This is a genomic window from Pseudomonas matsuisoli, from assembly GCF_014647635.1.
Classification (GTDB): Bacteria; Pseudomonadota; Gammaproteobacteria; order Pseudomonadales; family Pseudomonadaceae; genus Pseudomonas_P; species Pseudomonas_P matsuisoli.
Map to the genome: position 1 here is coordinate 404,250 of NZ_BMPO01000004.1, position 25,179 is coordinate 429,428.

At 62.2% G+C, this 25,179-nt stretch carries 15 protein-coding genes; 9 read left to right on the plus strand and 6 right to left on the minus strand.

Annotation, left to right across the window (positions count from 1 at the left end):
* Positions 1 to 105: 105 nt before the first annotated feature.
* Positions 106 to 1,527, minus strand: a complete 1,422-nt coding sequence (locus IEY47_RS11165) for a DASH family cryptochrome (protein ID WP_188983303.1) — start codon at positions 1,525 to 1,527, stop codon at positions 106 to 108.
* Positions 1,528 to 1,869: 342 nt separating this feature from the next.
* Here IEY47_RS11165 and IEY47_RS11170 point away from each other — a divergent pair, with 342 nt between their 5' ends.
* Positions 1,870 to 2,658: an N-acetylmuramoyl-L-alanine amidase gene (locus IEY47_RS11170; RefSeq protein WP_188983304.1), complete on the plus strand. Its 789-nt coding sequence runs from the start codon at positions 1,870 to 1,872 to the stop codon at positions 2,656 to 2,658.
* 37 nt (positions 2,659 to 2,695) lie between these two features.
* Here the strand turns inward: IEY47_RS11170 and IEY47_RS11175 are convergent, their stop codons facing one another.
* Both IEY47_RS11175 and algB read right to left on the minus strand, forming a co-directional pair.
* Entirely contained in the window at positions 2,696 to 4,495 is a 1,800-nt protein-coding gene (locus IEY47_RS11175) for an ATP-binding protein (RefSeq protein ID WP_373293563.1), read from the minus strand.
* Positions 4,492 to 5,838, minus strand: coding sequence for a sigma-54-dependent response regulator transcription factor AlgB (gene algB / locus IEY47_RS11180; protein WP_188983306.1), 1,347 nt, complete (start codon positions 5,836 to 5,838; stop codon positions 4,492 to 4,494). The genes IEY47_RS11175 and algB overlap by 4 nt, the downstream gene beginning before the upstream one ends.
* Before the next feature lie 636 nt (positions 5,839 to 6,474).
* Here algB and IEY47_RS11185 point away from each other — a divergent pair.
* From IEY47_RS11185 to recD, 7 genes are all read left to right on the plus strand, one after another.
* Positions 6,475 to 6,753 (plus strand): hypothetical protein, encoded by a 279-nt coding sequence (locus IEY47_RS11185; RefSeq protein ID WP_188983307.1) that lies wholly within the window; start codon positions 6,475 to 6,477, stop codon positions 6,751 to 6,753.
* Positions 6,754 to 6,763: 10 nt separating this feature from the next.
* On the plus strand, positions 6,764 to 6,946 hold the full coding sequence (locus IEY47_RS11190) for a hypothetical protein (protein ID WP_188983308.1): 183 nt from the start codon (positions 6,764 to 6,766) through the stop codon (positions 6,944 to 6,946).
* Positions 6,947 to 7,004: 58 nt separating this feature from the next.
* Entirely contained in the window at positions 7,005 to 7,166 is a 162-nt protein-coding gene (locus IEY47_RS11195; RefSeq protein WP_188983309.1) for a DUF1328 domain-containing protein, read from the plus strand.
* Between the two features lie 384 nt (positions 7,167 to 7,550).
* Positions 7,551 to 8,777 (plus strand): spore maturation protein, encoded by a 1,227-nt coding sequence (locus IEY47_RS11200; protein WP_188983310.1) that lies wholly within the window; start codon positions 7,551 to 7,553, stop codon positions 8,775 to 8,777.
* 4 nt (positions 8,778 to 8,781) lie between these two features.
* The gene (gene recC / locus IEY47_RS11205) at positions 8,782 to 12,027 is read left to right on the plus strand and encodes an exodeoxyribonuclease V subunit gamma (RefSeq protein ID WP_188983311.1); all 3,246 of its coding nucleotides are present in this window, start codon (positions 8,782 to 8,784) and stop codon (positions 12,025 to 12,027) included.
* A gap of 175 nt (positions 12,028 to 12,202) precedes the next feature.
* Complete coding sequence (gene recB, locus IEY47_RS11210; RefSeq protein ID WP_188983312.1) at positions 12,203 to 15,751, plus strand: exodeoxyribonuclease V subunit beta; 3,549 nt, start codon at positions 12,203 to 12,205, stop codon at positions 15,749 to 15,751.
* Entirely contained in the window at positions 15,744 to 17,594 is a 1,851-nt protein-coding gene (gene recD, locus IEY47_RS11215) for an exodeoxyribonuclease V subunit alpha (protein ID WP_188983313.1), read from the plus strand. The genes recB and recD overlap by 8 nt, the downstream gene beginning before the upstream one ends.
* A 279-nt stretch (positions 17,595 to 17,873) precedes the next feature.
* Here recD and IEY47_RS11220 read toward each other — a convergent pair whose 3' ends face one another.
* Both IEY47_RS11220 and IEY47_RS11225 read right to left on the minus strand, forming a co-directional pair.
* Complete coding sequence (locus tag IEY47_RS11220; protein WP_188983314.1) at positions 17,874 to 18,500, minus strand: class I SAM-dependent methyltransferase; 627 nt, start codon at positions 18,498 to 18,500, stop codon at positions 17,874 to 17,876.
* Positions 18,497 to 19,210 carry a FadR/GntR family transcriptional regulator gene (locus IEY47_RS11225; protein ID WP_188983315.1) on the minus strand — a complete coding sequence of 238 codons (714 nt, stop codon included), beginning with the start codon at positions 19,208 to 19,210 and terminating at the stop codon, positions 18,497 to 18,499. The genes IEY47_RS11220 and IEY47_RS11225 overlap by 4 nt, the downstream gene beginning before the upstream one ends.
* A 286-nt stretch (positions 19,211 to 19,496) precedes the next feature.
* Between IEY47_RS11225 and gudD the strand changes: the two genes are divergently transcribed.
* Complete coding sequence (gene gudD, locus IEY47_RS11230; RefSeq protein WP_188983316.1) at positions 19,497 to 20,846, plus strand: glucarate dehydratase; 1,350 nt, start codon at positions 19,497 to 19,499, stop codon at positions 20,844 to 20,846.
* Positions 20,847 to 21,188: 342 nt separating this feature from the next.
* On the opposite strand, the gene putA is transcribed toward gudD, so the two are convergent.
* Positions 21,189 to 25,130, minus strand: a complete 3,942-nt coding sequence (gene putA / locus IEY47_RS11235) for a trifunctional transcriptional regulator/proline dehydrogenase/L-glutamate gamma-semialdehyde dehydrogenase (RefSeq protein WP_188983317.1) — start codon at positions 25,128 to 25,130, stop codon at positions 21,189 to 21,191.
* Positions 25,131 to 25,179 lie beyond the last annotated feature (49 nt).

A 25,179-nucleotide genomic window follows, 5' to 3' on the forward strand; every position in this document is an offset into this window, starting at 1 on the left:
ACGCCAGCGCGAGCGGACTTCCGATCGATAACGCTCGCTAAGCGATAGGCACGCGCAGCGGGACCTTCATCGGCTCTTACGTCTCTGCCCATCCAGCACGCCGCTTCAGGCTGCCGTGTGCATATAGGGTTGCCAGTCCGCCGGGATATTCTGAAGGCATGGATAACGCAGCGCGTCACGCTGGGAGTTCGGTAGCAAGAATGGCGTATGACGCAGTTCGGCTGGGATGTCGCGCAACTCAGGCAGCCAGCGGGCGATGTACTCGGCCTGTGGGTCGAGCGCTCGTGCCTGGCGCATGATGTTGAACGAGGCGCTCCGCCGAGGCTCGCTAGCAGCGGCCGCGATAAAGGCCCAATTGCCCCAGTTGCTGGCAGGCTCGTAATCGAGCAGATGCTCTTCGAACCAGGCTGCGCCAAGACGCCAGTCCTGCTCCAGATAGCGCACGAGATAACTTGCAGCGATACGCCGCGCTCGGTGGGAAATGAAGCCGGTTGCCGCCAACTCGCGCATGGCGGCGTCCACCAATGGCATGCCCGTCTTGCCCTCACACCATTCGACGAAACGCTGGTCATGACCACGCGGAGCCGCCTGCGCGGTCTTGAGGCCGTGGGACTCGAACAGGACATTGCCATGTCGGCGTAGCGTCCAGGCGAAGAATTCCCGCCACAGCAAGCCACGCCAGAACAGTCGCGTGGAGTCATCAGCGCCAGCTTGCGATTCATAGCGCCGCAGCTCCGCCGCAATGCGTCTTGGCGATAGGCTGCCCTGGGCGATCCAGGGCGCGAATTTCGACGACGTTTGGACGCCGATCAATTGTTCGTGCTGATCCAGGTACCGACGAATGCCTTGGCTTGACCAGAAGTAGTCCTGCAAGCGTGCTTTGGCGGCGGGCTCACCCCCAGAGAAAGGAAAAGCGCTATTGGCGAAAGCCAGCGGTTCGCCTAATCCGAGCTGCGACAACGTCGGAACGGGCTCGAACAATGTCTCGCTGTTGGCCGGCAGCGGCGGAAAGGAGAGGGGCGCCGGACGGGGTTGGAATACATGCTGGCGCGTCTCGACTTGTGCAACGAACTGGCTGAACGAAGTGACCGTAGGGAGCGACTTGTCGCCGGCGCCGTCGAGCAAACCAAGACCGTCAGCGGGCAAGACCTTCAATTCTGCATCACCTAGCTGCTTGCGAATACGCGCAAACATGACGCGTTCGGCAGGCGCGGGCTCGTCGAGCGTCACGACCTCGTTCAACTCCATCTGCTCGACCAAGCGAGGAATCAGTACCTCCGGATCGCCCGCCAGCACGAGCAAGCGCGAGTTGTAGAAACGAAGTTCCCCGTCCAGCGCCGCAAGCCCTTCGAGTAAGAAACGAACGCGGTGTACGCCAACGCGATGCCCCCGCGGGGGCGAGATGCCGAGCAAGCGGGTGTCGAGAATATAAACCGGCAGAACACATCGTGACGCCGTCGCGGCGTGCAGCACTGCGGGATGGTCGTCGAGACGTAAATCCTGTTTGAACCAAAGCAGCGTCCGCATGAATACTCCCCGCCTTTTTCCACGCACCACTAAGCTGTGCATTACCCGCATGCCGTTCGTTAGCCCGGCCACTATGTCTGGTGCCAGCGCAAGCGCATTTCATCGAAGGCTCTGGCTAAATGTAGAAGCATTTCGCATTTTTTGATTCATTGCAGGCGATAGACGGCTCAGCCGCTCATCCCTTGCAGGAAACAGCTACTAACGACGTATCGACCGGCGGCGAAGCAAAAGCCGCTATCCTCCTGCGTTGTTGATCGTCACTTCCGCACAAATCCACGCGTTCGACGCCTCCGTTGTGAGCACCTATCTTCCAGCCAATCACTCGAGATCGAGCCTTCCGCAATGACCCGATTCTTACCTCTCGCCTTGTTTCTGCTTCTTCTCGCCGGTTGCAGCAGCGGGCCCCATATCGACAAGCGCTACGTGTCCGCCAATCACGACAGCCGTGAGCAATTCATCGTCCTGCACTACACCTCGACCGGGTTCGAGCAGTCCGTGAAGTTGTTGACGCACGGAGAAGTCAGCGCGCATTACCTGATCGACCGGGATCCCGCACGGATCTACCAACTGGTCGACGAGAATCGGCGTGCCTGGCATGCCGGCGAAAGTACCTGGAACGGCAGGACCTGGCTCAATTCCAGTTCGATTGGCATCGAAATGATCAATCCGGGCTACCGGCTTAACGAAGACGGGCAACGGGTTTGGTACCCGTACGCCGATGCGCAGATCGACGAGCTTATCGTTCTGCTCAAGGACATCATGCAGCGGCATGGGCTGGGTCCTGATGCGGTCGTCGGTCACAGCGATATCGCACCGCAACGTAAGGTCGATCCCGGTCCGTTGTTCCCGTGGAAGCGCCTGGCCGATGCTGGCCTGATTCGTTGGCCGGACGCCGCCAGTGTCGAGCGGGCGCAAGCGGTGTATGCGAACGGTCTTCCAGACGCGACGTGGTTCCAAGGCGAACTGGCTAAATTCGGCTACGACGTGCCGCGAACGGGGCTTTTCGACGAGCAAACGCGCAATGTCATCGCGGCGTTCCAGATGCGCTATCGCCAGCAGCGCTATGACGGTCAGGCGGATGCGGAAACGGCGGCACTGCTTTGGGTGCTGAACAATAGCCGCAGGTCTTAACGTTTACTTACCTGCCCGCGAGACCGCGGGCAGGATTTCAGACGGGCAACGCCATATACACGATGGTGCCGTGCTCGACCCGGGAGTGGATGCCGATCCGGCCGCCGTGCAAACGCGTAATTTCCTTGCACAGGGCAAGGCCAAGGCCCGCCCCGCCTTTCTTGCGCCCCACTTGAACGAACGGCTCGAAGATCCGGGCCTGCTGACTGTAGGGAATGCCCTCTCCGTTGTCCTCGACGCTGATAATGACGCGGTCCGTATGGCGACGTGCTTGCAGGCAGATGTGACCGCCCCTGGTCGTATGGCGCAGGGCGTTCGTCACCAGATTGTCGAGCACACGTTCCATTTGTGTCCGGTCTAGGTTCAGCAAGGGGAGGTTGTCCTCAATTTCCAGCTTCAGCTCAGTACCGTGCTCGGCCGCCGACGCCTCGAAGCGCGCCAGCGTCTCCTGCAGAAGCTCGCTAGGCGAGCACGCCGACAGTTCCAGCTTTTGCTGCCCAGTCTGGTAGCGCGAGAAATTGAGCAGGTCGTTGATCAAACGCACCAACCGTCGCATTTCTTCGTCGACGGTCTCGATGAGATCCTGTTCACGTGCATCCGGCTGAAAGTGCAGGCGCTCGCGCAGTAGCCCGAACGCCATGTGCATGCCGGTGACGGGCGTGCGCAGCTCGTGGGATGCACGCAGCACGAATTCGTTTCTAACCCGCTCGAACGCACGCTGATCCGTGACATCGCGCAAGACCATTACGGCGCCTTCGACTTCGACGTTGGGTTGCCCGAATGGAATCAGGCGCCAGGCGAGCAGCCGCTGTTCGCCGCCGATCTCCAGCGCCAGGTCCTCTTGTGGGTCCTCGCGGCTTTGTCCGGCGAGAACCAGGCGGACGGCTTCATCGAGTTCCGGGTGGGCCAAGGCTTCCCCTAATGGAACGCCGATGCGCTCGGTATCCCAGCCGAGCTGGCGTTCGGCGACCGGGTTGGCATGTTCCAGCGTGCCATCGCGGGCAACGATCAACAGGCCATCGTCGATACAGTCCAGCACGGCCTGGAGACGGCGCTGGCCGCCCTTGAGCGCCGCGATATTGGTTTCGTTGAATTGTTGCAGGGCGCTGGCCATCACGCCGAACCGCCGGCTCAAGGAAGACAATTCAGCGATAGGCGACATCGGCAACACGATCTGGAAATCACCCTGGCCGATACGGTCCGCAGCCTTGGCCAGCTTCTCGATCGGGCCAACGAAGCGTCGTGCCATGGTATGCGCGGTGAGGAACCCGATAATCAGGACCATCAATGCCACGGTGCCTAGCAGGATGGAAAGCCAGGTCGCTTGTTTGCGGCTTTCCACGCCTTCATGGCGGATACCCTCCAGCGCTGCCCTCTGCACGTCGGTCAGGGCGTCACGTATGGCGGTGAATGCGCGCGCGAACCGTGCGGAGTCCAAGCTTCGCAAGCGCCCTTCGGCGTCTGGCTGGCCAAGCTCGGTCATGAATGCAAGATAACGCTCGCGAATATCTTCCAGCCCTTCCCGGCCTGGGGCTCGGGTGCGCTCGATCGCCTCATCCAGGTACGAGATCAGTTCCCGTTGTTGCCGGTCCAGCGTGTTACGGTCGATCGGCCGGATCGCGAGGGTAGCCAGCTGGTCGCCGAAAAGGTGTCGTAGCTGCTGAGTCGTGTCGATGACGGCGTAGTGGCTCTGTAGCAGGTTTTCTTGGGTGCGGGCCATCTGCGTCATGCCGATCAGCCCAATGAACAGGCCGAACAGGGCCACGGTGATGACCGCGGAAATGCTGAGAAACAAGCGCGTCCTCAGCTTCATAGGTAACTTGCGCGGGAGCTTCATAGACCGTACTGCTTGCGCTTCCGATAAAGCGTCGAGGCATCGATGCCCAGCGTACGCGCCGCTTGGTCCAGTGTTTCGCTGGACGCCATCACCGCGGCGATGTGCGCACGCTCAAGGTCTTCAAGGCTTAACGATTCACCCACGCGAGGTGCATTGTTCGAGGGCGCCTCACCTAAGCCCAGGTGGCTCACGTCGACGCGATCCTTCGGACAAATGATGCTCGCCCGCTCGATGACGTTGCGCAGCTCACGCACGTTGCCGGGCCAGCGGTAAGTCGCGAGCGCGCGCTCGGCTTCCGGACTGAACCCGCGTGCAGGGCGGGCGTAGTCCTTGACGAAATGGGCCAGGAAGCGTTCGGCCAGGTCGAGAATATCCTCCGGACGCTCGCGCAATGGTGGCAAGTTCAACGTGATGACATTCAGACGGTAGAGAAGGTCTTCGCGAAAATGCCCCTCGCGAACCATCTCATCCAGGGCAAGGTTGGTTGCGGAAAGAATGCGAACGTCCGCGCGGCGGGTTACCGGGTCGCCGATTCGTTCGTATTCTTTGTCCTGAATGAAACGTAGTAACTTGGGTTGCAAACCAAGGGGAAAGTCGCCGATCTCGTCGAGAAACAATGTCCCGCCATCCGCTTGGCTGACGCGACCAAGCGTGTTTTCCGTCGCCCCAGTGAACGCGCCTCGGTTGTGGCCGAACAGCTCGCTTTCCATTAGGTCCGCTGAGAGGGAAGGGCAGTTGATCGTAACGAGTGGCTTCTTCGAACGGCGGCTCCAGCCGTGGATAGCGCGGGCCAACTCGCCTTTGCCCGTACCTGACTCGCCAAGGATTAGGATGTTGGCATCGGTATCAGCCACCTGCCGGGCAGTTTCGAGCACCGCCATCATCGCCGGGCTGTGGGAACTCAACATGTCGCGCCGTTTGGTGGCTTGGCCTTCCAAGGCTTCGAGTCGGGCCGCCATCTGCCGGACTTCCAGCTGTTTCGCCGCAGCCATGCGGAGCTGATCTGGGCTGCACGGCTTGACCAGGTAGTCCGCCGCACCGGCTTGCATCGCGTCTACCGCTGTATCCACGGCGGAGTGCGCGGTGACGATGACGACACGCATCCAGGGGGCTTGAACCCGCATCTGCTGCAAGACGTCCAGGCCGCTGTCTTCTCCCAGGCGTAGATCCAGGAAACACAGGTCGAACACCTGACGGTGAACGAGCGCTTCGGCTTGGGCTGCCGAGGTCGCGGTCGCTACCTGGTAGCCCTCGTCTTCGAGGCAGTAGCGAAAGGTCCGCAGGATGGCGGACTCATCGTCCACCAGCAGGATTCGTCCCTGGTTCTCCGCGGCGTTTTCCATGGTGCTCAAATCTCCAGCAGGCGTGTTGGGTAATTCAGAAAGTGTGCTTCGCTCAGCGCGTGGGGCGAGGGGTTACCAAGGTAGCAGCGAATGTCGCTTCTGCGTCGGCACTCGTTATTGCGCAGTACGTTGGATATGGGTGTCAGCGCCAAGCGGACCAATACCCGATCGACGCACTATCCAAGCGCCTCGTTGTGCCATCCGGCGGATACGTCCCGCTCTTAGTCCGAAATTGTTCATGCAAGTTGCACGGAAACGCAATGCGACGTGTAAGTCGCCTTCGTCATTACGCGTCGCGTACCAGTCTAGCCCCTTTCGATACGCCTTTGCGCTGGCGCGGCGATGTTGTGCAAACGTTCAAATTCGTGGGCCGGCGAGGGATGCGCACCCTGGGGCCTCTCGTAGAGGCAGGATGGCAGCGTGAAGTGGATCACATCCACAATGCGACGGGTCGTGCAAAACGCATGGTACGAAAAAAGACAATCGTGCAGCTTACCCGGCCAAATTGGGACGCGTATATGTAAGTCATTGTTTTATATATATATTTTGACTACGTTTTTTCTGGCATGCTGCCTGCAGTGACTCTCGCATAGAACGAATTTGGCCCCAGCCACATCAGTATTCGAGGAGATCAGGATGAATCGTCTGCAAAGCCGCACACTAGCGAACAAAGGCTTCATGGTTGCAGCCGCCTTTGCACTCGTCGCCCTGGTCGAACATCAGCTCCCGAATGGCGCCGTCGCCACTGCAGATACCGCGAAGTCCGCGACGGTCCAGCACATCCTTCCTTATGAATCGCGCGTGGTACACGGTGCTCAGTTCTTGGGCCGTGTGGACCGCGATGTCAAGGTCCAGCGCGCCGAGAAGCGCCAGGACTTCGCTGAGACGACACGTCAGCCACGTTGGGTGTTTTAAGGTGCCGTTCATGATGCCTATCGAGTTTTTTGCAATGGCGTTACTGGGTTCGGGCGTACTTTTGATCCTCGCATACCTCGCAGGCGTGATGCTCCTAAAGCAGATGGATCCAAACGAATTCGATCAGCCCACGCACACCGTCAAACCGACGGTCGTGGCGGAAGATTTCACATCACCGACGCTACGCACCTGAACCACGGGGCGTCGTTAAAGCTCCAAATAAAGTAGGTTCAAACAAGAGGAGAAACGCCATGTTGAGCTGGGCTCTGACATTTCTGGTAATTGCCGTAATCGCCGCTGTACTGGGTTTCGGCGGAATCGCAGGCACCGCCGCAGGCATTGCCAAGATTCTATTCGTCGTCTTCCTGGTCCTGTTCGTGCTGTCCTTCATCTTCGGTCGCCGTCGACCCTGACACGTTGGTCGGACGCTTTGAAGCGATGGATCGCCGGTCGGACCGCACACCCGTTCAAGCAGTCGGTGTGCGTGTTGACCCGAATTCTGTAAGTAACGGTTCATCAAACCGTTACACATGACCTGAATACTCAGGTGTTATCGCGCTTCATCGAAGGAGCGCTGATCATGGAGCCGGGTTGCTTTTGATGTCTGGAGCGACCTAGGGGTACAGGGAGTACTCCCGCGGTGCGGGCTGGATCAGGTGTGCTGCAACCGGAATCTCGCCACAAGCGAGTTCCGGTACGCAGGTGCGGCGTCAGCCAGTGGCCAAGGCGTTCTGCCTATGCCGTGACCCTCTCTTCTTCAATCGTTATCATCCGGGCACTTCGATAAGGGTTCCCAGATGCTCAACGGTCTTTGGCTGTGTTTCTTTCTTGTTGGCACGATTGCAGGACTCGCTCGATGGTTGGGCGGAGATCCCGGCGTGTGGGCGGCCATTGTGGAAAGCCTGTTTTCCATGGCCAAGCTTTCCGTAGATGTGATGATCTTGCTGTTCGGTACGCTCACGCTATGGCTGGGCTTCCTGAAGATTGCCGAGAAAGCGGGCCTGATCGACCTGCTAGCACGCCTGCTGGGGCCACTGTTCGCTCGGCTCATGCCGGAGGTGCCACGCGGCCATACGGCCCTTGGGTTCATCACCATGAATTTCGCGGCCAACGGATTGGGCCTAGACAACGCTGCGACACCGATCGGGCTCAAAGCCATGCGCGCGCTACAGGAACTCAACCCAAGCAGCACGGTGGCCAGTAACGCGCAGATCCTGTTTCTGGTGCTGAACGCGTCGTCCCTGACGTTATTGCCGGTCACCATCTTCATGTACCGCGCACAGCAAGGGGCTGAAGACCCTACACTGGTCTTCCTGCCCATCTTGCTGGCGACGAGTTGCTCGACCCTCATCGGTTTGCTCAGTGTCGCGGTCATGCAGCGGCTTCGGCTGTGGGACCCGGTGGTGCTTGCCTATTTGATTCCGGGCGCGCTTTTACTCGGTGCGTTCATGGCCCTGCTGTCCAGCCTGTCGGTGACCGCCCTTGGCGCGCTCTCATCGCTATTAGGCAACCTTACGCTGTTCGGATTGATCATGGTCTTTCTGCTGGTTGGTGCGGTGCGCAAGGTACCCGTCTACGAAGCATTCGTCGAAGGCGCCAAAGAGGGCTTCGACGTCGCCAAGAGTCTGCTTCCTTATCTGGTCGCGATGCTCTGTGCGGTGGGCGTACTGCGTGCATCCGGGGCATTGGAAATTGCCCTCGACGGCATTCGCTGGGTCGTACTGTCGTTGGGTTTGGATGGGCGTTTCGTCGACGCGCTGCCCACCGCTTTGGTGAAACCCTTTTCTGGCAGTGCCGCGCGCGCGATGCTCATCGAAACGATGCAGGCCCAGGGCGTCGATAGCTTTCCGGCTTTGATCGCAGCGACCGTTCAGGGCAGCACCGAGACGACGTTCTACGTATTAGCCGTCTATTTCGGCGCCGTCGGCATCCAGCGCGCGCGGCATGCAGTGGGCTGCGCGTTGCTAGCGGACCTTTGCGGCGTCATTGCCTCGATCTTCGTCTGCTATTGGTTCTTTGGTTAAGCGCATGTTCCGTCTCTACCACGCCCCCGACCTGGAAACCCTTGGCACGCTTGCCAGCCGCCTGCTTGCGCAGCCCCAGCGCGATCCGCTGGCGCCCGCCCGGCTTGTCGTACCCAGCCAAGGCATCGGGCGTTGGCTCACATTGCAATTGGCGCGCGAAGAAGGCATCGCCATGCACCTCAAGGTGCAACTGCCGGCAAGTTTTGTCTGGGACCTGACGCGTGATGTGCTGGGAGCGCTGCCCGAGCAGTCTGCATTCAACCCGCAAGCGCTGACCTGGCGCCTGTATGACTGGCTGTGCGAGCCAGGCAATCTTGCAGGAGCCGAACGCCTGCAACGCTACCTCGAAGGGGGTGATGAGCGCCGTCGATTCGCGTTGGCAGCGAAAATCGCAGACGTATTCGACCAATATCTGCTGTTTCGTGACGACTGGCTTGCGGCGTGGGAGCGCGGTGAGACCTGCGACCTGGGTCCAGATGAAGCCTGGCAAGCACTGCTCTGGCGTGAATTGACCAAAGACGGTCATCCGCACCGGGCGCGGCTGTTGGGCGATCTGCTAGCGCGACTGGGTTCCGATGAGCCGTTGGAAACGCTGCCCGAGCGTTTGTTGGTCTTTGGTATCAGCAGCCTGCCGCCGCATCACTTGCGCGTACTGGAAGCGCTGGCGCGGCACACGGACGTCGTGCTGTTCGCGCTCAACCCGAGCCGCGAAGCGTGGGGCGATATTCGAGACATCCGCGAGCTCGCCGTCCAGCCGGATGCCGATCCAGACGGCTGGTATCTGGACGTGGGCAATCCGCTGCTGGCAAGCCTGGGTAAACAAGGACGAGATTTCTTCGACACCCTGTTCGCCTCTGCGGCGGATGAGACCGGCTTTTATAGCGATGACGATGCGCTCGCCGATGACACGCTCCTGCATGCCTTGCAGAACGATGTCCTGCGCCTCCGCACGCGGCACCCTGACGAGCGTTTGTCGTGGTCGCCGACGGATCGCTCGCTGGAGCTGCACGTTGCGCACTCGCCTCTGCGCGAAGTCGAGATCCTGCATGACCAACTGTTGGCTCGTTTCAACGCCGATCCGACCCTGACGCCAGATCAGGTCGTGGTCCTCACGCCTGATATCGAGCGCTATGCGCCGTTCATCGAAGCGGTGTTCGCGCCTCGCGAAGGCGCGCCGCGAATTCCCTTTAGTCTGGCTGACCGCAGTTTGCGCGCCGAGCTGCCGTTGATCGAAGCCTTCATCGAATTACTCGCCCTGCCGGAAAGCCGCTTCACCGCTGAAGAAGTCGTCGCTTGGCTCGAACAACCCGCCATTGCGCGACGGGTCGGGATCGAGCCCGAGGATCTGGCTTCGATCCGCGAATGGCTGCACCTTGCCGGCGTTCGCTGGGGCCGCGACGCCAAGCACCGCGCCGAACTCGGGCTGCCGGAAGACGCGTCCTATACCTGGCGGCAGGGGCTCGACCGACTGTTGTTGGGGTTCAGTGCGCCCCCGCGTTTGGCAGGAAACGCGCCGCCCTTGTTGGGCGATGAGTTTCCGCTGGATGCGCTGGAAGGTGCGCGTGGACAGCTCTTGGGCCGCTTCCATGCCTTCGTCTCGAGGCTTTCGGGTCTGTGCAATGCGTTGCAGGCACCTCGCCCGTTGCGCGAATGGACGCCCGTACTGCAGCAATTGCTCGACGAGCTGTTCGATGAGCGCGAGTCGGGCGACGTCCTGCTGATGTTGAGCCAGGCCTGCGCCGCGCTGACCGAACAGGCCGATGCGTCCGGGGTCGAGCGCCCCGTCGAACTCGCGCTGGTGCGTCAGCAATTGGCGGCTGCCCTCGAAGGCAACGGCAGCGCGGGCGGATTCCTCACGGGCGCCGTGACCTTTTGCACCATGGTGCCGATGCGCAGCCTGCCGTTCCGCTGGGTCTGCCTGCTGGGCTTGGACGACGGTGCATTGCCTCGGCGCACGCCAGCCGCAGGCTTCGATCTGGTCGCCCGCAAGCCTCGGCGTGGTGACCGCGCGCGGCGTCTCGATGATCGCTACCTGTTCCTCGAAACCCTGCTGTCGGCACGCGACGGCCTTTACTTGAGCTATGTCGGGCGCGACCCCCGCAACAACGCCCATCTGCCGCCGTCAGTGTTGGTCAGTGAATTGCTCGAAGCGGTCGATTTGACAGCCGCGGGGAGCGAAGGCACTGCCGTCAGCGAATGCATCTGCATCGCGCATCCCCTCCAGCCATTCGCCTCGGGCAACTTCGCGCAAGGACGTCGCCAAGGCTTCTCTGCAGCCTGGCATCGAGCTGCGCAACGGCTATCGCAGGCGCCGCTGGCCGAGCCGCCGGCTTTCATCTCCGAAATGCCGCCGCCCGAAGACGCCGAACTCACGCTCGAACCAAGTCTGCTGGTGCACTGCTTCAAACACCCGGCCCGCTTCCTGCTCGAGCAACGCCTGGGTTTGCGCCTGCCCGAGGCCGAGGAGGCGCTGCCTGGTGACGAACCCTTTGCATTGGAACGCCCCGCCTTGAACGGCTTGCGCCGCCTGGCACTGGAGGCCGCCGAACGGGGTTGGAGCGAAGCCGATGAGCGTCGTGTGGCGGCGGCTTCCGGTTGGTTACCGACCGGTGAGCTCGGTCAGGCCTACTGGGGGCAATTACGCGGACCGATTCGCGCGTTCATGCCGACCTTGCTGGAAGAGCGCCCGGATGGCGCGCCCGAGCCGTTGCTCATCAACCTGCGGATCGGTGGTGTCCACCTCCATGGATGGCTCGACGGTGTCACCGCCAGTGGCTTGTTCGACTACCGCCTGCGCGATCTTGGCGCCTGGGAACTCGCGCCGTTCTGGCTGCGGCACCTCATGCTCAATGCCTGCGCGGGCCCTGAGATCACCCGTGAAAGCCGCTTGCTGTCGCCAAAAAGCGAATGGCGCCTGGGCCCGGTGGCCGATCCCATCGCCGCCCTCGAACCTTGGATTGTCGCCTACCGCGAAGCCCTCGTTCGTCCACTACCGGTCTTCCCTCGCAGCAGCCATGGTTTCGCCCAGAAATACCGCAACCCCGGCCGCAAAGAACCCCTCGACGCCGCCCGCATGGAAGCGCGCGTGCTTTGGACGGGCAACGACTACCTCACCGGTGAAAGCCTCGATCCGTGGAATGCATTGGCCTTCCGTGGTGGGGACCCGCTGGATGAGCGTTTCGAAGCGTTGGCAGAGTCGCTTTATGGGCCCGCGTTGGATGCGTTGAGTGAGGGGGGCGAAGAGGAATGAACACAACATTTTCGACGACCCCGATCCCTGTAGGAGCCAGCTTGCTGGCGATCAGTGTCTTAACTGACACCGTGGGGGTGTCTGCGCTAAAGCGATCGCCCACAAGCTGGTCGCAGCCCGGAGGCCTCCTACAGGACTGTGCGAATTCTCGTCTTGCGCCAGGACAGGACAAACAATGACTACCCTCAACCTCCTCACATCCCCCTTCAACGGTCGGTCCCTAATCGAGGCCAGTGCTGGCACGGGCAAGACCTGGACGCTGACGGCGTTGTACGCACGGATGCTGCTGGAACGGCAGCTCAGCGTTGGGCAGATACTGGTGGTGACGTACACCAAGGCGGCGACGGCGGAGCTGCGGGAGCGAATTCGTAAGCGCCTGGCCGAGTTGCTGGACATTTATGAAAACGGCCCTGGCAACGATGCGTTGCTCAACGACCTGCACGCGCGGTTTCCGGATCCTGCAAGCCACCGTCGGTTGTTGTTGGCGGTGCATGGGTTCGACGAATCGGCGATTTTCACCATTCACGGCTTTTGCCAGCGCGCGCTGCAGGATTCGGCGTTCGATGCAGGCGGGGATTTCGACAGTGAGTTGACCCAGGATGACCGCGAGCTGGTGGATGCGCTGTTGGCGGACCTCTGGCGGCATGAGCTGGCAAAGACCGATCCGGCTTGGGCGGCGTTTCTCGTCCACAAGAAGGTTACCCCGCAGGGGCTGCGCCAGCGGCTACGGCCGCATCTAGGCAAGCCTTACCTGCGCGTCGAGCCGCAAGCGGCGGAAGCGCCCGTATTGCCTGCCGTCGATGAGGCGTGGCGGCGGGCGGCAGCGCTTTGGGCGGAAGCGGGCCGGGGCTGGATTGCGACGTTGTTGGCCCACGAAGGGCTCAGCCAAAGTACGCACAAACGCGAGAAGTTTGCTGGCTGGCAAGCTGAGTTGGACGGTTATTTCGCGGATATCGCCGGGTTGTTCAGCCTGCCGGCAGGCGTGCAGAAACTGGGGGCAATGGCACTGGCGAAAGCCTGCAAAAAAGGCCACGTCGCCCCATTGTGTGAGTTGGCTGAGGCGCTCGACGCGTTGGCCGAAGCGCTAGAGACGGCGTTGCCGGTCGGCGAGCAGCGGCTGATCGACCTACACGTTCGGATGCTGGCTGCGTTGAACGTTCAGCTGCCCCAGCGCAAAGCGTCGCAGCGCCTGCTGGCGTTCGACGATCTGCTGAACGGGCTCAAGCAGTCCCTTGAAGGCGAGGGCGGTGAACAGTTGGCGCAGGCGTTGCGGGAGCAGTACCCGGTCGCGCTCATCGACGAGTTCCAGGACACCGATCCCATTCAGTACGCGATCTTCTCGCGCATTTATTCCGGTGAAACGGGTGATCTGTGTTTTGTCGGCGATCCTAAACAGGCGATCTACGCCTTCCGTGGTGCGGACCTCAACACCTACCTGCAGGCGCGTGAGGAAGCGGCGCGGCAGTACAGCCTCGCGACGAATCATCGCTCCACGCCTGCACTCATCGCGGCACTGAATCAATTGTTCGACCGCCCGGCGCCGTTCGCCGTAAACGGGTTGGATTATGTCCAGGTGGGCGCGAGCGAGCGCCCGCGTGCGCAACTCGTATTGCCCGCGGATGCGGCGCCGTTGTCGCTGGTCTGGCTAGGCGACGACAACCTTGGCAAAGGTGAAGCTGGCGCGCGGGCGGCGACCGACACCGCGCGGCGCATCGCTTACCTGCTGGCCGCGAGTGCACGTGGCGAGGCTTATTTCGACGACGCGGACAACAACCTGCGCACGCCTCTCCAAGGCGGTGATATCGCGGTCCTTGTCTCCAGCCACCGGCAAGCGGGCGAAATTGCGTCGGAGCTGCTGGCGCGGGGTGTTTCCAGCGTGCGGCGTGGCAAGGAAAGCGTCTGGCACAGCGAGGAGGCGGCTGATCTGGCAGCCGTACTGGCGGCTTATGCCGAACCGGGTCGCGAAGGGTTGCTGCGGTACGCGCTCGGTTCGCGGCTCCTGGGCAGGAGCGCCGCGCAACTGGCGGCGAGCGAGGCGGACAGCCGGGCCTGGGATGAGGAGCGCGAGCAGGCCGAGCGCTATCACCAATTGTGGCAGCAACAGGGCTTCATGCGCGTGTTCCGTGCCTGGCTGGATGAGCAGGGCGTGGCCGAGCGTCTATTGGCGCTGGCGGAAGGCGAGCGGCGGCTCACCAACCTGTTGCACCTTGCCGAGTTGCTGCAGGCCGAGAGTTTGAAGCGGCCCGGTCTCGAACGGCTCCTTGCCTGGTTCCACGCACAGCGCGCGGCTGAGGTGCACGGTGAGGATGCGTTACTGCGTCTGGAAAGCGATGCCGATCGGGTGCAGATCGTCACCATCCACACGTCCAAGGGGCTGGAGTATCCGTTGGTGTTTTGCCCGTATCTATGGGACGGCGCCCTGTTGCGGCAGAACGAAGACATCACGTGTCACGCCGAGGGCGGCACGCCGCTGCTCGACCTGGGCAGCGAGCACTTGGACGACTATCGCCAGCGTGCGCGCGAAGAGCGCTTCGCCGAGCGGCTGCGGCTTGCCTATGTGGCGCTGACGCGAGCACGAGATCGACTGTGGCTGCACTGGGGACCGATCGATTGCGCGGTAAAGAAGGACGGTTCGTTGAAGGATGACGGTCTGCACAGCAGCGCGCTGGCATGGTTGCTTCATGGCCGGCAGAGCGCAGGTACGGATGCACTAACCGCTCTGGCTGAACACCTCAAAATTCAGACGCCGGCTACTCTGCGGCAGGAGATCGAAACACTCGCGTTAGACAGTGCCGGTGGCATCGCCGTGGTACCGGCGTTCGAAGAAGAACACCATGTGGGCGGGGAGCACCGGGCGGCTGCGCCGGGGCGGCAGGCGGCGCTCGCGCGGACCTTGTCCAGCGCCTGGCGGATCGGCAGCTTCTCTGGATTGGCCGCGGGCATGCACATGGAGGCCCCGGATCGCGACACGTTGTTCATCCCCAGCGCTGCCGAACCAGGTGAAGGCTTTTTTGCCTTTCCGCGGGGCGCGCGAGCAGGAACCTGTCTGCACGCGATCTTCGAGGATTGGGCGCGGGGCAAGGGCGACCTCAACGCGTTGGTCGACCCGGCGTTGACCGCCCACGGGATCGATGCGGTGCTCTGGGGCGACGTGGCGCGGGCGCACTTGGAGCGTGTCCTGACCTGTGATCTGGATGGCGCTGGCCTTAGCCTGGCGGCCTTGGATGGTGGCCGGCGTTTACCCGAGCTGGGCTTCACCTTTCCGGTCGCCGGGCTGAACATGGACGCGCTGCGGCGCATTCTGGTCGATCCTGGGATGGGATTGGACCTTGCTGCGCGGACGGCGGCCGAGAGGTTGACCTTCGATAATCTTCAGGGCTTTCTGAAAGGCTTCATCGACCTCACCTTCGAGCACGATGGCCTCTGGTACATCCTCGACTACAAATCCAACTGGTTGGGCCCGGACGCGAATTACTACGGCGGGGAGCGGTTGCAGCAAGCTATCGCCGGGGAGCACTACTACCTGCAGTACCTGATCTATCTCGTGGCGCTGCGGCGCTTTCTGCGTCAGCGCCTCGCTGGCTTCGACGACAGCCAGTTGGGCGGCGCCTGGTACCTGTTCCTGCGCGGCATGCCGGAGGCCGGCGTGCATTTCGCGCGCCCAAGTGATGCGTTGCTGGACGCCTTGGATGCATTGTTCCAGGGAGGTGACACGCATGGTTGAGCCGCGTCTTCCCCAAAGCCTGACCGAACTCCCGTTGGGCCCGCTCGAAAGGGCGATAACGGAAAGCCTGCAACGCCTCGACCCGCTGACCGATGAGGTCGTGCTCGCCTCGGCGGCGTTGGTGGTGCAGGCGCTGGCAGCCGGCGATGTATGCATGCCTCTGGACCGCCTGGCCGGGCGCCGACCGTGGCCTGAGCATCGGTTCACCTTGCCTGCGCTCACTGATTGGCGCACCGCGTTGAGCAAGGCCTCCGTGATCGGAAGCCCCGGCGACTATCGCCCGCTGATCCTCGACGGGGATCGGCTTTACCTTGCGCGTTATCAGGCCTATGAGCAGGCCCTCGCGGAGGCATTGTTGACGCGCGTTGCGGCGCGTCCTGAGGTCGATGAGAGCGTTTTGCGCGAAAGCTTGGATCGATTGTTCGCTTTCAACGCCGGTCAATCCCCGGATTGGCAGCGCCTTGCTGCAGCGCAGGCCGTCAGCCGGCGGCTGGCCGTCATTTCCGGCGGGCCTGGGACAGGCAAGACCACCACCGTCGTGCGTCTGCTGGCGGCATTGCTGGAACAACCAGGCGGCGAGTCGCTGGCGATCGGCCTGGCTGCACCGACCGGCAAGGCTGCCGCGCGGATGGCCGAGGCGATTCGTAATGCCAAGGCGCAGCTGCCGGTCAGCGATGCGATCAAGGCCGCACTGCCCGAAGAGGCGTTGACGTTGCATCGCTTGCTCGGTGCGCGGGGCGACAGCCCTCAGGTTCGCCATGACGCCGCGCGGCCGCTGGCGTTGGACGTACTGATCGTCGACGAAGCCTCGATGGTGGATCTCGCATTGATGGCCAAGCTGGTGGACGCGATGCCAGCTGGCGCGCGGTTGATCCTGTTGGGGGACAAGGACCAATTGTCAGCGGTGGAAGCGGGCGCTGTCTTTGCCGAGCTTTGCGAGGGACGGGGTTTCGATGCGGAGACGGTCGACGCATTGGGACGCGTCACCGGGCAGTTGGTCCCGCTTGATCCACCTCGCTCTGCACTCGGGGATGCGGTGGTGCTGCTGACGCACAGCCACCGTTTCGCCGGTGACAGTGGCATTGGCGAGTTGGCGCGGCGTATCAATGCGGGCGATGCCGTCGGTACGCAGCGGTTGCTCAAAGAAGACCGTCCGGATCTGGCATGGCAATCAGCCCCCGTCCAGGCAGCGCTATTGGATCGATTGGAAGCCGGGTACTTGCCGTATCTCACCACTGCGAAAACCGGTGATCCCGAGGCGACGTTCGCTGCCTTCGCAGCCTTCCGCGCATTGGCCGCGCAGCGGGAAGGTCCATGGGGCGTGGCAAGCCTGAACGATGCGCTGGAGCAGCGGTTCAAGCGCCGCCATGGGCTGGCCGAACGGGAACGCTGGTACCCGGGGCGCGCGGTGATGGTTCGTCAGAATGACTATGCGCTAGGGTTGTTCAATGGTGACGTGGGCGTGTGCCTGAGCACGGATTTCGGCCTGCGAGTGTTCTTCGAAGGCGAGGGCGAATTCCGCCACTTCGCTCCGGCACGCCTGCCCAGTCACGACAGCGCGTTCGCCATGACCGTACACAAGAGTCAGGGATCGGAGTTCGACGAGGTTCTGTTGGCGCTGCCTGAGCAGCCGAGTCCGCTGCTCACGCGGGCGTTGTTTTACACCGGCATTACTCGGGCGAAGCGGCGGGTTGAAATCTGGGGCCTGCCGGAGCGACTGGCCGAAGCGGTAACCACCCGCGCCGAGCGTGCGGCGGGATTGGCGGAGCGGTTACGAACCGAAGTAGCGCCCATCATGCAGGCCACGCCAGAAACGGCGCCGGGGCAACTCGATCTGTTCTAGACGGCGTTTACAGTGAGGCGGGTGAGAAGCACAGCGGATTACGCCTTTCGGCTAATCCGCCCTACGACTCACAGAATTAATTTTTGCTGTGGGGCTGATGGTGAGCGAGGCATCGCGGGCGACTAAAGTCGCCCCTACAAGGATTGAAGTTTACCGAAGAATTTAGCCTACGCACTTCGGTAGGGGCGACTTTAGTCGCCTGCGCCCAAGAGGTCGCCGCGACAAGTTGGGCGGATACGGCCCAAGCAATGGATTGCCCGTTTCTACCCGCTCAGCGGCTCAAAATGCCTTACGAACCACCTTCCGCCACACGCTTGCCAGCCACGGCTGTTGATCACGAGGCAAACCGGCGGGGCGGTAGTAATGCTCGAGCTCGATGAAGCCGGCCGCAGTGAGATAGCGGTGCCACGATTCGATGTCGTGCCAGACGCCATAGCGCTCGCCTTGCCAGCCTTCTTGCCCTGCGCCGCGGGGGTTGGAGCTGAACAGCACGCCTTCGGGTTTGAGCGTTGCGTGTAGCTCGTGCAACACGCGCGGCAGTTCGGTGCTAGGTACGTGAAAGAGCGACGCGTTGGCGTAGATGCCGTCGAAATGGGCCGCCGGCAGATTCAGTGCCAGGAAGTCCTGTTGCCAAACCTCGCAGCCGCTGTCCTGACGAGCCATTTCCACGAATTGTGCGGTTCCATCCAGTCCGATCGGTCGATGGCCGAGCGCCTTGAGGGTTGCCAAGTCGCGACCGGGCCCGCAGCCGAAGTCGAGGATCGTCAGCGCTTCGTGCGCCGGTAAATGGCGCAGCAGTGCATCGATGTTTTGGCTGACATCGTGGTCTCGCGTGTTCTCTCGAAACCCGGCGGCATTGCGACCGTAATGGGCGATGGTGCGGGCGCTAATGTCCGGCTGGCTCATGTCTCTGACTCCGGGGTAAAGCGTTCGCGGCTATTCGTCAGGTGCGTCCACATCGCCGCGCGGGCGGCGTCCGTATCCTGACGACGGATGGCGTTGTAGATGGCTTCGTGCTCGAGGTTAGCGAGGTAGGCCTGCCGGCTCAGATCGCTGTCACCGCGTTCTTCAGGGGCTATTCGGCTGCGGGGGATCATCGCGTTGCCAAGGTGCAGCAGGATGTCGGTGAAGTAGGGGTTGCCGGTCGCCTCGGCAATCAGCAGGTGGAAGCGTTTATCCGGCTCGGCGCAGCTGTCGCCGGTGCTGGCGAGCGTTTCATAGTCATCCAGTGCCTGGCGCATTTCGGCCAGTTGTGCGTCCGTCCGCCTTAGTGCTGCAAGGGCGACTGCCTGTGTTTCGAGCCCCAAACGCAGTTCCAATACGCCACGCACATTGTTTGCCGTCTCGTGGCTGAGGCGCAGGCCGTTGTGCGTAACGCGCTCAAGGACGAACGTGCCCTTTCCATGATGCGTCTCCACCAACCCAGATGCCTGCAGGCGCGACAGTGCTTCGCGTACGACCGTGCGGCTGACGCCGTATTCCTTCACGAAGGTGTTTTCCGAAGGCAGCTTGTCGCCCGGCTTCAACGTGCCCAAGACAATGCGTCGAGTGAGCTCGCTGACCATTTCATGAGCGAGGCCAGGGCTGCGCCGAACGGTGGATGTAGATAACGACATCGGTGATTCCAGTTGCGAATGGGTAAAAGCTTAACACCGGGCACACCGTCGAGACGTAGCTTATGCGTCATTGGCGTGCATGATTCCGTCGCGTTGTACGACAACAAATTATTGCTTAAGCATTAGGTCAAGCCTCCTTACAGGGCGCTTTCCCGTCTTTTTGCGCGCAAAAACGAAAGCATCTTGCCTTTGTTTAACCAACTTGTATGATGACTTATCTGCTGCGGGCGGGTGCTCAGGTCATGAACCTCGCTTGCGGGTCGGTCATAAAACAAGAGGAATATCCATGAACGCGCAGACCCAGGCTGTCAGCCGAACACCCGTCATCACCGAGCTCACCGTCGTTCCAGTGGCCGGTCACGATGACATGCTGCTCAATCTCAGCGGCGCTCACGGCCCGTACTTCACGCGCAACATCGTGTTGATTAAGGACAGTGCGGGTCACGTGGGTCTCGGCGAAGTGCCGGGCGGCGAGAAGATCCGTCAGACCTTAGAAGACGCGCGCAGCCTGCTGGTCGGTCAGCCCATCGGGCGTTACCAGCAGTTGCTGAACCAGATGCGCCAGACCTTCGCCGACCGCGATTCCGGTGGCCGTGGGTTGCAAACGTTCGACCTGCGCATCACCGTCCACGCCGTTACGGCCGTGGAAGCGGCGCTGCTCGACCTATTGGGTCAGCATCTGGAAGTGCCCGTCGCTGCATTGCTCGGCGAAGGCCAGCAACGCGATGCGGTCGAAATGCTGGGCTACCTGTTCTTCGTCGGCGACCAAGGCAAAACCGACCTACCTTATCGCCGCGAGCCCGACGCGGATAATGACTGGTTCCGCGTGCGCCACGAAGAAGCCCTGACACCTGAGGCGATCGTGCGGCTCGCCGAAGCGGCCTATGCGCGCTACGGCTTCAAAGATTTCAAACTCAAGGGCGGTGTGCTCTCCGGTGATGCGGAAATCGAAGCGGTGACTGCATTGGCCGAGCGCTTCCCGGACGCGCGTATCACGCTGGACCCGAATGGGGCCTGGTCGCTGAAGGAAGCAATCCGCCTATGCCGCGATCAGCACCACGTACTTGCCTATGCCGAAGATCCTTGCGGCGCCGAGGGCGGTTTCTCCGGGCGTGAGGTGATGGCTGAGTTCCGTCGGGAAACGGGCCTGCTGACCGCTACCAATATGATCGCCACCGACTGGCGCCAGATGGTGCACGCGCTGTCACTGCAATCCGTCGACATCCCGCTGGCCGACCCGCATTTCTGGACGATGCAAGGTTCTGTACGCGTCGCACAGACCTGCGCCGACTGGGGCCTGACCTGGGGTTCGCATTCGAACAACCACTTCGACATTTCGCTCGCGATGTTCACCCACGTTGGCGCTGCCGCGCCGGGCAAGGTCACTGCGATCGATACCCACTGGATCTGGCAGGACGGTCAACGCCTGACCAAGGAGCCGCTGAAAATCGAAGGTGGTTTGGTGCAGGTGCCGAAGAAGCCGGGCCTGGGTATCGAGATCGACATGGACGAGCTGGCCAAGGCGCATGAGCTGTACAAGAACATGGGCCTAGGCTCGCGGGACGATGCCGTGGCCATGCAGTACCTCATCCCAGGCTGGACGTTCGATAACAAGAAGCCGTGTCTGGTGCGGTAAGGCGTCTGCCTTGTAGGGGCGACTTTAGTCGCCTCGCTCGTTGATCGATGCACCGTACTGCATGCCCGGTCCATAGCTGCAAGCGGGCTTTTTGAAAGCGGCCCTTCTGCGAAGGGCTTCGCGACTAAAGCGGGTCGCCGCCCGGTCACCCCTACAGTCTCCAACGTTTTAAATGGATGTTGTAGGGCGGGTAAAACCCGCGGCTTTTAGGCTCAGATGCAGGGTCAAGTGTGGCGTTGCTTTCGAGCGGTGACAGCTGCGGGTTGCACCTGCCCTACAGCGAGCCAAATAAAAAGGCGGTGTCCGAAGACACCGCCTTTTTTGTGCTGCTGCGATTAGCCATCAACCGATGGTCATCAAGCTCGCGTTCCCGCCCGCTGCTGCGGTGTTCACGCTCAGCGAGCGTTCGATCAGCAAGCGCTCCAGCGGCACTGCCGTTTCGCCACGGAACAGGCCGGTGACGCTGACGATCGGGCCCTTGCGCTCGGCGACCGTGCGGCAGACTTCACGAAGCTGATCGGAGTCGCCGTGGTACAGCACCGCGTCGAAGCGCGCATCGGGCTGTTTCCAGTCCGCGACACGAACGACCTTGGCCTGTACGGCTGCTGGCAGGCTCGTAACCAGTTCGTCAGTGGCCTTGGTCTTCTGCACCACAGCCCCGCTGCCCACCGACATCACGGCAGCAATCTGCGTCAGCAGGTCGTCCTGCTCCTCGGCGAGGCAGAGTACGGCTTCGCGCGGGGAGAGGGTGTAGCTGTTGCGTTCGCCAGTCGGGCCAGGGAGCAGACGCGTCGTGCCGCTCTGGTTTTCCGCCTCGAAGTGCTCGCACGCGGCCACGAGGTCGGTGCGCTTCTGCTTCTTCGCCCATTCGGCCAGTTCGGTGAACGGCTTCTGCAGCAGGCTGCGGGCACCGGCATCGAGGGTGGCGCCTGTGTCGCTGGCCAAGAAGGCCTGGCTGATGGCGTTGTCCGGGCGGGTCGACAGCAGGCGGTACATGTACAACGGGCCGCCAGCTTTCGGGCCGGTCCCGGAGAGGCCTTCGCCGCCGAACGGCTGCACACCGACCACGGCGCCGACCATGTTGCGGTTGACGTAGAGGTTGCCGGCATGGGCATGGCTGACGACCTGAGCGATGGTTTCGTCGATGCGGGTGTGCACGCCGAGCGTCAGGCCGTAACCGGTGCCGTTGATCTGGTCCATCAGGGACTTGAGGTCTTTGCGAGCGAACCGCACGACGTGCAGCACGGGGCCGAAGACTTCACGCTTGAGATCATCGAAGTTGTCGAGTTCGATCAGCGTCGGTACGACGAAGGTGCCACGGCCTACCTCGGCCTTGCTTACGCGGGACAGCTGGTGAACCGTGCGACCCTTGTCGCGTAGGCCTTTGATGTGGGCTTCGATGTTGGCTTGAGCTTCCGCGTCGATCACTGGGCCGATGTCCACGGCGAGATGCTCGGGGTTGCCCAGGCGATATTCAGCCATAGCGCCCTTGAGCATGGTGATCACGCGATCGGCCACGTCTTCCTGAACGCAGAGCACGCGCAGGGCAGAGCAACGTTGGCCGGCGCTATCGAATGCCGAGGCGACGACGTCCATCACCACCTGTTCGGCCAGTGCCGAGGAGTCGACGATCATGGCGTTCTGGCCGCCTGTTTCGGCGATCAGCGGGACCGGTTTGCCGTTGGCGTCCAGGCGACCGGCGAGGTTGCGCTGAAGGATGCCGGCGACTTCGGTCGAGCCGGTGAACATCACACCTTTGACGCGCTCGTCACCGACGAGGCGGGCACCGACGGTTTCACCGCGACCTGGCAGCAATTGCAGCGCGCCTTCCGGAATACCGGCTTCAAGCAGGATGCGCACGGCTTGTGCGGCGATCAGCGGGGTTTGCTCTGCGGGCTTGGCCAGTACGGTGTTACCGGTCGCCAAGGCGGCTGCGACCTGACCACTGAAGATCGCCAGCGGGAAGTTCCACGGGCTGATGCAGACCACGGGGCCCAGTGGGCGGTGGCTGCCGTTATCGAAATGCTCGCGCGTCTGCACCGCGTAGTAACGCAGGAAGTCCACGGCTTCGCGCACTTCGGCGATGGCGTTCATGTACGTCTTGCCGGCTTCGCGCACCAGCACGCCCATGAGCTGCTGGATCTGGCTGTCCATAAGGTCGGCGGCGCGATCGAGGATCGCCGCACGTTCAGCTGGCGGTGTGGCCTGCCAGATGGGGCCGGCCGCCGCCGCGGCTTGCAGAGCGGTGTCGACATCTGCTTCCGACGCTTCCTGCACGTAGCCAACGATGTCAGCGTGGTCTGCTGGGTTGCGAATCGGCTCCTGCGTGCCTTCGCTGACGGCGCCGCCGAGCATCGGCAGGGCTTTCCAGTCCTGCATGGCGCTGGTCAGCAGCGCGGTAGAGAGCGACGCGAGGCGATGTTCGTTCGCCAGGTCAATACCGCTGGAGTTCACGCGTGCGCTGCCATAGAGGTCGCGCGGCTGTGGAATGCGTGGGTGTGGCAGGCCGATGCCACCTTCTTGCGCGGCCAGCTTCTCGACTTCCACGACCGGGTCGGAGACCAGCTCATTGATGGAAATCGAGTGATCGGCGATGCGATTGACGAACGAGGTGTTGGCGCCGTTCTCCAGCAGGCGGCGAACGAGGTACGCCAGCAGGGTTTCGTGGCTACCGACCGGCGCGTACACGCGGCACGGACGGTTCAACTTGCCTTCGGAGAGCTTGCCCACGACCTGTTCGTACAGTGGCTCGCCCATGCCGTGCAGGCACTGGAACTCGTACTGGCCAGGGTAGTAGTTCTGCCCGGCGATCTGGTAGATCGCCGCCAGCGTGTGGGCGTTGTGCGTGGCGAACTGCGGGAAGATGGCGTCCGGCGCGTTCAGCAGTTTGCGGGCGCAGGCGATGTAGGAAACGTCGGTGTAGACCTTGCGGGTATAAACCGGGAAGCCTTCGAGACCTTCGACCTGGGCGCGTTTGATCTCGCTGTCCCAGTAGGCGCCTTTCACCAGACGAATCATCAGGCGATGACGGCTGCGGCGGGCGAGGTCGATCACGTAGTCGAGCGCGAACGGGCAGCGCTTCTGATAGGCCTGGATGACGAAGCCGATGCCGTTCCAGCCGGCCAGCTTCGGCTCGAAGCAGAGACGCTCGAGCAGGTCCAGCGACAGCTCCAGGCGATCCGCTTCCTCGGCGTCGACGTTGATGCCGATGTCGTATTGCTTGGCGAGCAGGGTCAGGCCGAGCAGGCGTGGGTACAATTCGTCCATCACGCGCTCGTACTGAGCGCGGCTGTAGCGCGGGTGCAGGGCGGACAGTTTGATGGAAATGCCCGGGCCTTCGTAGATGCCACGGCCGTTGGAAGCCTTGCCGATCGAGTGGATGGCCTGCTCGTAGGAAGCGAGGTAGCGTTGCGCGTCTTCCTCGGTCAGCGCAGCTTCGCCAAGCATGTCGTAGGAATAGCGGAAGCCTTTGGCTTCGAAGCGGGTGGCGTTGGCCAGGGCTTCACCGATGGTCTCACCCGTGACGAACTGCTCGCCCATCATGCGCATGGCCATGTCCACGCCCTTGCGGATGACCGGCTCGCCACTCTTGCCGATGATGCGGTTGAGCGCCGAGGACATCTTCTCTTCGTTGTGCGTCGATACCAGCTTGCCGGTGAGCAGAAGGCCCCAGGAGGCCGCGTTGACGAAGATCGACGAGCTCTTGCCGAGGTGGTCGTGCCACTTGCCGTTGGCGATCTTGTCGCGGATTAGCGCATCGCGCGTGCCTTTGTCCGGGATGCGCAGCAGGGCTTCTGCCAGGCACATCAATGCCACGCCTTCCTGAGAAGACAGCGAGAACTCCTGCAGCAGCCCCTGAACGATACCGGCGCGGCCGCCAGCACCCTTGGCGTTACGCAGTTTCTCAGCCAGCTGGTAGGCGAGCTTGTGTGCGGCTTCAGCCGTGGCTTCGGGCAGGCGCGCCTGTTCCAGCAGCATCGGCACCATTTCCTGCTCGGGGCGACGATAGGCCGAGGTGATCGCGGCGCGCAGCACGGATTGGGGCAGGATGCTCTCGGCAAAATCCAGGAAGTACTGATGGCTGGCTTCGGGCGTTTCCGTCTCTTCGTTGCCTTCCTCGACACTTGCGCCAACCGTGGCGTTACCTGCTTCGATCTGTTGCAGGTAGTTGTAAATCGCTTGCTTGATGACCCAATGGGGGGTGCGATCAATCGTCTGCGCGGCCTGTTTCAGGCGGTCGCGGGTCGCGTCATCAAGCTTCACACCAACGGTTGTGGCTGCCATGAGAGATCCTCGTCGAGCTGTGGGAGGGATACGTCGTCCCTCGATTGTC

What these genes read in the sequence shown, in the direction of transcription:
- recC (WP_188983311.1), top strand. Translation starts at nt 8,782, where the DNA reads ATGTTCCGTCTCTACCACGCCCCCGACCTGGAAACCCTTGGCACGCTT.
- IEY47_RS11200 (WP_188983310.1), top strand. Translation starts at nt 7,551, where the DNA reads ATGCTCAACGGTCTTTGGCTGTGTTTCTTTCTTGTTGGCACGATTGCA.
- IEY47_RS11220 (WP_188983314.1), bottom strand. Translation starts at nt 18,500, where the DNA reads ATGAGCCAGCCGGACATTAGCGCCCGCACCATCGCCCATTACGGTCGC.
- IEY47_RS11185 (WP_188983307.1), top strand. Translation starts at nt 6,475, where the DNA reads ATGAATCGTCTGCAAAGCCGCACACTAGCGAACAAAGGCTTCATGGTT.
- IEY47_RS11170 (WP_188983304.1), top strand. Translation starts at nt 1,870, where the DNA reads ATGACCCGATTCTTACCTCTCGCCTTGTTTCTGCTTCTTCTCGCCGGT.
- IEY47_RS11175 (WP_373293563.1), bottom strand. Translation starts at nt 4,495, where the DNA reads ATGAAGCTCCCGCGCAAGTTACCTATGAAGCTGAGGACGCGCTTGTTT.
- IEY47_RS11225 (WP_188983315.1), bottom strand. Translation starts at nt 19,210, where the DNA reads ATGTCGTTATCTACATCCACCGTTCGGCGCAGCCCTGGCCTCGCTCAT.
- algB (WP_188983306.1), bottom strand. Translation starts at nt 5,838, where the DNA reads ATGGAAAACGCCGCGGAGAACCAGGGACGAATCCTGCTGGTGGACGAT.
- IEY47_RS11195 (WP_188983309.1), top strand. Translation starts at nt 7,005, where the DNA reads ATGTTGAGCTGGGCTCTGACATTTCTGGTAATTGCCGTAATCGCCGCT.
- recD (WP_188983313.1), top strand. Translation starts at nt 15,744, where the DNA reads ATGGTTGAGCCGCGTCTTCCCCAAAGCCTGACCGAACTCCCGTTGGGC.
- recB (WP_188983312.1), top strand. Translation starts at nt 12,203, where the DNA reads ATGACTACCCTCAACCTCCTCACATCCCCCTTCAACGGTCGGTCCCTA.
- gudD (WP_188983316.1), top strand. Translation starts at nt 19,497, where the DNA reads ATGAACGCGCAGACCCAGGCTGTCAGCCGAACACCCGTCATCACCGAG.
- IEY47_RS11190 (WP_188983308.1), top strand. Translation starts at nt 6,764, where the DNA reads ATGATGCCTATCGAGTTTTTTGCAATGGCGTTACTGGGTTCGGGCGTA.
- putA (WP_188983317.1), bottom strand. Translation starts at nt 25,130, where the DNA reads ATGGCAGCCACAACCGTTGGTGTGAAGCTTGATGACGCGACCCGCGAC.
- IEY47_RS11165 (WP_188983303.1), bottom strand. Translation starts at nt 1,527, where the DNA reads ATGCGGACGCTGCTTTGGTTCAAACAGGATTTACGTCTCGACGACCAT.